At 39.3% G+C, this 6,288-nt stretch carries 4 protein-coding genes; 2 read left to right on the plus strand and 2 right to left on the minus strand.

The window, feature by feature from the left end:
* The coding region (gene proS, locus ACTBZY_RS22465; RefSeq protein ID WP_463048640.1) for a proline--tRNA ligase at positions 1 to 1,286 on the minus strand (1,286 nt) is incomplete at its 3' end.
* A gap of 246 nt (positions 1,287 to 1,532) precedes the next feature.
* Here proS and ACTBZY_RS22470 point away from each other — a divergent pair.
* Positions 1,533 to 2,792 (plus strand): hypothetical protein, encoded by a 1,260-nt coding sequence (locus ACTBZY_RS22470; protein WP_463048641.1) that lies wholly within the window; start codon positions 1,533 to 1,535, stop codon positions 2,790 to 2,792.
* Between the two features lie 180 nt (positions 2,793 to 2,972).
* Entirely contained in the window at positions 2,973 to 4,484 is a 1,512-nt protein-coding gene (locus ACTBZY_RS22475) for a hypothetical protein (RefSeq protein WP_463048642.1), read from the plus strand.
* Between the two features lie 4 nt (positions 4,485 to 4,488).
* Here the strand turns inward: ACTBZY_RS22475 and ACTBZY_RS22480 are convergent.
* Positions 4,489 to 6,288 (minus strand): T9SS type A sorting domain-containing protein (locus ACTBZY_RS22480; RefSeq protein ID WP_463048643.1); only part of this gene is annotated, 1,800 nt, incomplete at its 5' end.

Here is a 6,288-nt window from a genome sequence, read left to right on the forward strand (position 1 = left end):
TTTTCTTGGAACTCTTCCCATGTGTTGACCTCAAAAGTATTGTCTGTTTTGAAGGCTAATGCTTTTTGATAAATGGCATCTTGGATTTCGTCAAGAAGCTCAGAAATATATGATGCAGAGCCCTCTAGACTTCTTTGTTCTTTGGTCAAGTTGTCTCTTCTGGCTATTTCTATCAGTCCTTTCTCAAGGTCTCTCATGCCTACTGCTACTCTAACAGGCACACCTTTAAGTTCGTATTCTGCAAATTTCCAACCTGGTCTTTGGTCGTCGTTATCATATTTGACGATAACGCCTTTGGCCTTTAATTCATCCAACATTGGCTGAATGATAGCCGTAATTTCGGCCAATTGTTCTTCTCCTTTATAGATAGGAATCACCACGACTTGAATTGGAGCAAGTTTTGGAGGAAGTACTAAACCTTGATCATCTGAATGGGCCATAATTAAAGCACCCATTAATCGGGTACTCACACCCCAAGAAGTTCCCCAAACGTACTCAAGTTTTCCTTCTTTACTTTGAAATTTCACGTCAAAAGCTTTTGCGAAGTTTTGACCTAAGAAATGCGATGTACCTGCTTGTAAAGCTTTGCCGTCTTGCATTAAAGCCTCTATACATAAGGTGTCATCTGCTCCAGCAAAACGCTCACTGGCTGTTTTGGTGCCTTTTACTACTGGTAAAGCCATCCATTCTTCCGCGAATGTGCCGTATACATCCAGCATTCTTCTGGTTTCTTCTTCCGCTTCTATTTTAGTGGCATGGGCGGTATGTCCTTCTTGCCATAGAAATTCTGTGGTTCTTAGAAAGATACGGGTACGCATTTCCCATCTGACCACATTGGCCCATTGGTTTAATAAAATAGGCAAATCTCTGTAAGATTGAACCCAGTTTTTATAGGTGTTCCAAATGGCCGTTTCAGAAGTTGGTCTAACTATGAGTTCTTCTTCTAATTTGGCTTCTGGGTCTACCACCACGCCATTACCGTTTTCGTCGTTTTTTAATCTGTAGTGGGTAATTACCGCACACTCTTTGGCAAAGCCCTCCACATGGCTGGCTTCTTTTGATAAGTATGATTTAGGGATGAAAAGAGGGAAGTAGGCATTGCTATGCCCTGTTTCTTTAAACATGTCGTCCAAAGCTCTTTGCATTTTCTCCCATATTGCGAAGCCGTAAGGCTTTATAATCATACAGCCTCTTACATCAGAATTTTCTGCCAAATCAGCCTTTTTTACTAATTCATTGTACCATTCCGAGTAATTTTCACTTCTAGTAGGAAGCCCTTTTGCCATTTCTATCGTATTTAAGTTAAAGTGTATATTTTCTCTCTAAATCATTAGGCTTTTTAAAGAGGTTGCAAAGATAAGTTTTTTGGGTAGCTTTGTATATATCTAGTGGTGTAGTTCGTTTTAATATAGCAAAAGAGCTATATTGAAGGCGTGAAAGAAAATTCATTTTAATGATGCAACCTTTCTTGATATTTTTGCATCTTAGATATAAGAACTTATTAGAGAAGTCCTATTTTAATATTACGAATGATGAAAAATTATAAATATATAGGTTTGTCCCTTATAGTGGCTGTAGGTTTAGGTAGCTGCTCCACTAGCAAGACATTGGTTACCAATGGCGAGTATGACGACATGTACGGAACATCTTCTGATGCTCCTGTGGCTTATGCTCCTACCATGGCAAAATCTTCGGAAGCTTATGCTCCTGAATATTTAACAGATTATAACGATGCCTACGACCGCTTACCTGCAGAAAGCAGTGAGGAAGGTACAGACACTTATTTCGACGAAAATTATGTTACTTCTAGTTCCTTAAAAAGAGCCTATACTCCTGATGCTGGATATTCTTCTGGTTATGCAGATGGTTACTCGGAAGGATGGAATGACTATGCATGGAGTGGTTCTAGAAACTTTAACAGTTGGAATTCATTTAACAACCCTTGGGGTGGTGGTGGATACGGCTATAACTCTTTTGCCTATTCTCCTTTTAGAAGTAGCTTCGGTTCATATTTGAGCTATAGCCCATTTGCTTACGGCGGATATTATGGCATGAGTAGTTTTGGTTTCAGCCCATGGGGTGGAGGTGGATTTAGCCCTTACGGTTATGGAAGTTCATTCGGTTATGGGTATATGCCTTGGGGTTATGGCTCTTACGGAAATTACTATGGCGGATATGGCTATTCTAATCCTTATTATGGTGTTCAGCCTGTTTTAGCAGGAGACTCTAGATATAGCGGAAACAGAAGTTTTGGGCCAAGAAGCTCAGGAAGATCTACGAGTATATATAATGATGGTTTTGTGAACACTAGAAGACCAGTATCCACTGCGTCTAGTTCAAGAAGAACTACTGGAACAAGTACGGCAACTAGAACAAACTCTGGTTTGACTCAAAGAGCCAATGGTTCTACTAGTTCTGGTACAACATATACTTCGGCAAGAAGACCTACATCTTATGATGCTTATACTAGAAGTTCGGGTAGAAGCTTGAGTACTGCAGGTTCAAACGATGCGGTGAGAAGAACAACTTCTTCTGCTAATTCGGCGAGAACAAGTACCTATACGAGGTCGTCTGCGAGATCGTATACTCCTACTTCAGGTTCTAACAGTGGATATTCAAGAAGTGGTGCTACTAATAGCGGAAACTCAAACGCTGGATATAGTAGACCTGCTACGACCACTAGAAGCACTACTCCAAGTTCGACTTCATCAGGAAATTACTCTAGAGGAAGCTCTAGCTCTTCCTCATCAGGAAGCAGTAGATCATCGTCGTCTTCTTCTAGACCAAGATAAGTCTTAGTACCACAATAGGTGGTGAAAATATAGTTTTACCCCGCTGATTCCAATTGGACCTTTGGCGGGGTATTTTTTTTTAAATTTTAGCGTTAATACTATAGTACTTCATTAACACTATAGAAATAGAGTGGACCTGCAGAAAAGCGTTCTGCTTTTGATTATAAAAAACATAATTCAATGAAAAAATTATTAATAAGTTTCGCAGCCCTTATTACCTCTACGGTTTGGGTTAACGCACAATCTGTGGACGTGAGCGGACATTTTTATGGAGAAGATGCCTTTAGATTTTCTCATTATAGTAACTATGGTTCTGCCAGAAGTATAGGCATGGGTGGTGCTTTTACAGCATTGGGTGGAGATGCCAGTAGTACTGTTGTAAATCCAGCAGGGCTTGGGTTTTACAATAAATCGGAATTTAGCATTAGTCCGGTTTTTAGGAATTTAACAACGTCTACATCTTATTTGGGTAATAGCAGTGAAAGGAGTTCTTCTGATTTTGGTTTAGGCCAAGCTTCGGTAGTCATAAGCAAGCCTGGGAGGAGTTCTGGAATTAAGCGTTCCAATTTTGGCATTAGCTATAATACACTTGTTAATTTTCATAACGAGTATGATTATCAAGGAGTCAATAATAGAAGTTCTATCATGGACTTTTATGCGGAACAAGCAAACCAGAGAGGAGCCGATACGGGTGTTTTAGATAGTGAGTTTGATACCAATACAGGCTTTTCAGACACTAGAACATCTATGTATTATCAAGCCTATATGATTAATCCATTTGAAGGTGGTTATGTGGTGTCGGAGCCAAGTTTCCCCGTGGAGCAAAGGGGTTCGGTGTCGGAGTCTGGTAACTTAGGTCAGATTAACCTTACTTATGCAGCAAATTTGCAAGATAAAACCTATATAGGAGCCAGTTTAGGGCTCCAAACATTAAATTATAATATGGTGACAAACCATACGGAGTTCTTTCCTCAAGGGGAAGTATTTAATGGATTTAGAGCAGTTGATGATTTGGTGGTAAGTGGTTTTGGTGCTAATCTTTCTGTTGGAGCTATTTTTAATCTTTCAAGGAATTTTAAATTGGGAGCTAATGTCACTACACCCACTATAATGGGCGTTAAAGAAACACTTTACTCCGCCATAAGTATTGATCCTAAACCAGATGTAATACAAACGGATTTTAATACCGTAGAGACCTTACCTGGTGATTATAAATATAATTTCACATCGCCGCTGAGAGGAAACGTGGGAGTCTCTTATATGTTACCTAGAAAAGTGGGAATGTTAAGTTTAGAAGCGGAATATGTGAGCTATGGAAATATGGGTGTTAAAGATAAAGAGGATAACGTATGGTCTGCGGAGCAAAAAAGAGGTATCCAAGGATATTATAAAGATGTGGTGAATGTCAAAGGTGGCTTGGAGCTAAGAAAGGATAAGTTTCGTGTTAGAGGAGGGGTGAATTACATGCCAGATCCTGTTAAAGTAAACAACGGTCTTGATAGGACTATGTTAATAGTTTCTGGAGGCTTAGGTTACAGAGCTCCTAAGTTTTTTATAGATGCGGCCTATTCTGCGAATACCTTTGATTCTTCATACTCTCCTTATACGCTTTCTAATGAACAAAATTTTGATTCTGCATTGGTGTCAAGTAAAAGTGGGAACCTTACCATTTCTGTAGGTACTTTCTTCTAAAGATTTAACGAATATAAACCTTTTTAGAATCGCTTTTTTTATCTCTATTGACTTTCAAAATATAGCTTCCGGAGTTTACTCTTGGAAGCTTTATTCTTATTAGACCTTGGTCTGTTTTGAAATTATCAGATAAAACGACCTTGCCGTTTAGGTCATAAAGTTCTATTTTCACCTCTTTTTGGTCATAAACATTGGTCACTATATCAAGGTAGTTGTCGGCAGGGATAGGGTAAACTAGGAGGGGTTTAAACTGCTCTAATGAAGAAGCCAAAGGAAGAATCACTTCCACCTCTGCTAGGCCAGAAATAAAGCCGTTTCCACAAAAATTTTCTACTTTCTTTAGGCTATAAGCGGTAGAACTAGAAGGCGTCACGAAATATTCAAAAGTGGCGGTTTCTGAGGTGAATAAACTTCCGTCTTGCATTTGGATGTTCCATGGAGCATCTCCTGTGAGTTCAATTTTTAGTTTGGTGGAGTCTCCTGAAATTATGGTACTGCTTCCGCTTAAATTTGCAGTAACAGGTGGTTTTACTTGAACTTCTATTTTACTTCTTTCACTATAGCACCCAGACGCCGAAGCCTCAGATACGTAATAGAAATACACACCATCAGCTGTGGTAGGAGGTGTGATACTTGAAAATACTTTGCCATCTTTTTCTGCTAAAAACCATAAGAGACTGTCGCCTTCTGCCGTAAGCGGTGTAGAAGGGGAATTGAAACAGTATTTCACTGGGCTGATAATTCTGGGCTGACCAGGTGTTTCTTTTATCGTTAGGGAAATGGATTTACTGAAGTCCCCTAAGCCTTCCCCCGTGAGTTTCATCTCATAAGTTTCGTTTTCCATAACTTCAACGGGTAATAAGAAATTTACAGAGAAAGGGGAAATGTTAGGTTGAATTATATAGCTATTGTTAATGCCTTTTAATACAACCCTATATTTTGCAATGTTTTCAATGTTTAAACCCGAAACCGGAATTTTAATAATCTCGTTCTTACAAAAAGCTCCTTCGAAAGAATCTGAGATAGTGATGCTCGGGGATATCACGCTTATTGCAACATATTGGGTGTCGACTTTTACCCCGCAGAGGTATTCTGCGTTGAGGATGCGGTAAAGGGTATCTTGGGATGGTTTGACAGGTATTTCTAGCTCTGAGCTATATATATTTGAAAACGCCATACTATCGTTGAGTATAAAACTCCAAGTGCCACCACCCGTCATGCTGACTTTTAAAATAGCTTGCTCTCCTAGGTTTATGGCTGTTTGCTGAGCTGATAATTTTATTTGCCCACTGGTTTTCACTTGGAAGCTTTCGGATATGAAACTGGAAATAGCGGGTGAAGAAGCATTAATCTTGAACCTATAGCCCGTGCCAGGTACCAAGGCATCAGGCAATGTTATTTTAACGCTGTCTTTTAGGAAATCGCTCTCCACTATATTGAAATTAGAGCCGTATTGGTCAGATATTTCTAAGCTGTAGACATTATCGTCTTTAAACAATCCTGTAGTTTCTAGACCTACTGTAATCGTTTCTCCAGCACAGTATATTTTCTTTTTCAAAGGTTTAATACTAATGAAATTTGCTTCTTTCTGTGCAGATATTTGATATTCAGCACTAGGAGATAATCTCATGTTTAGAGCACTCTCCATTCTTTCATATTGTTGCTCTGTAAAGGTGTTTCCGCAGCCAATGTGGTAAGACATTAGATTGTCGAAAAATACTTTATATACGTCTCCGTTTGCATCTTTTAAGTTATCTGGGTAGGCAGCAGTGCAGTTAAAAACCGAAGCCGTCTGAAGTCTAAG

The sequence above is a fragment of the Arcticibacterium sp. genome, from assembly GCF_055134445.1.

Excerpts from the sequence above, each read along its gene's own strand:
- ACTBZY_RS22470 (WP_463048641.1), top strand. The coding sequence starts at position 1,533 with ATGAAAAATTATAAATATATAGGTTTGTCCCTTATAGTGGCTGTAGGT.
- ACTBZY_RS22475 (WP_463048642.1), top strand. The coding sequence starts at position 2,973 with ATGAAAAAATTATTAATAAGTTTCGCAGCCCTTATTACCTCTACGGTT.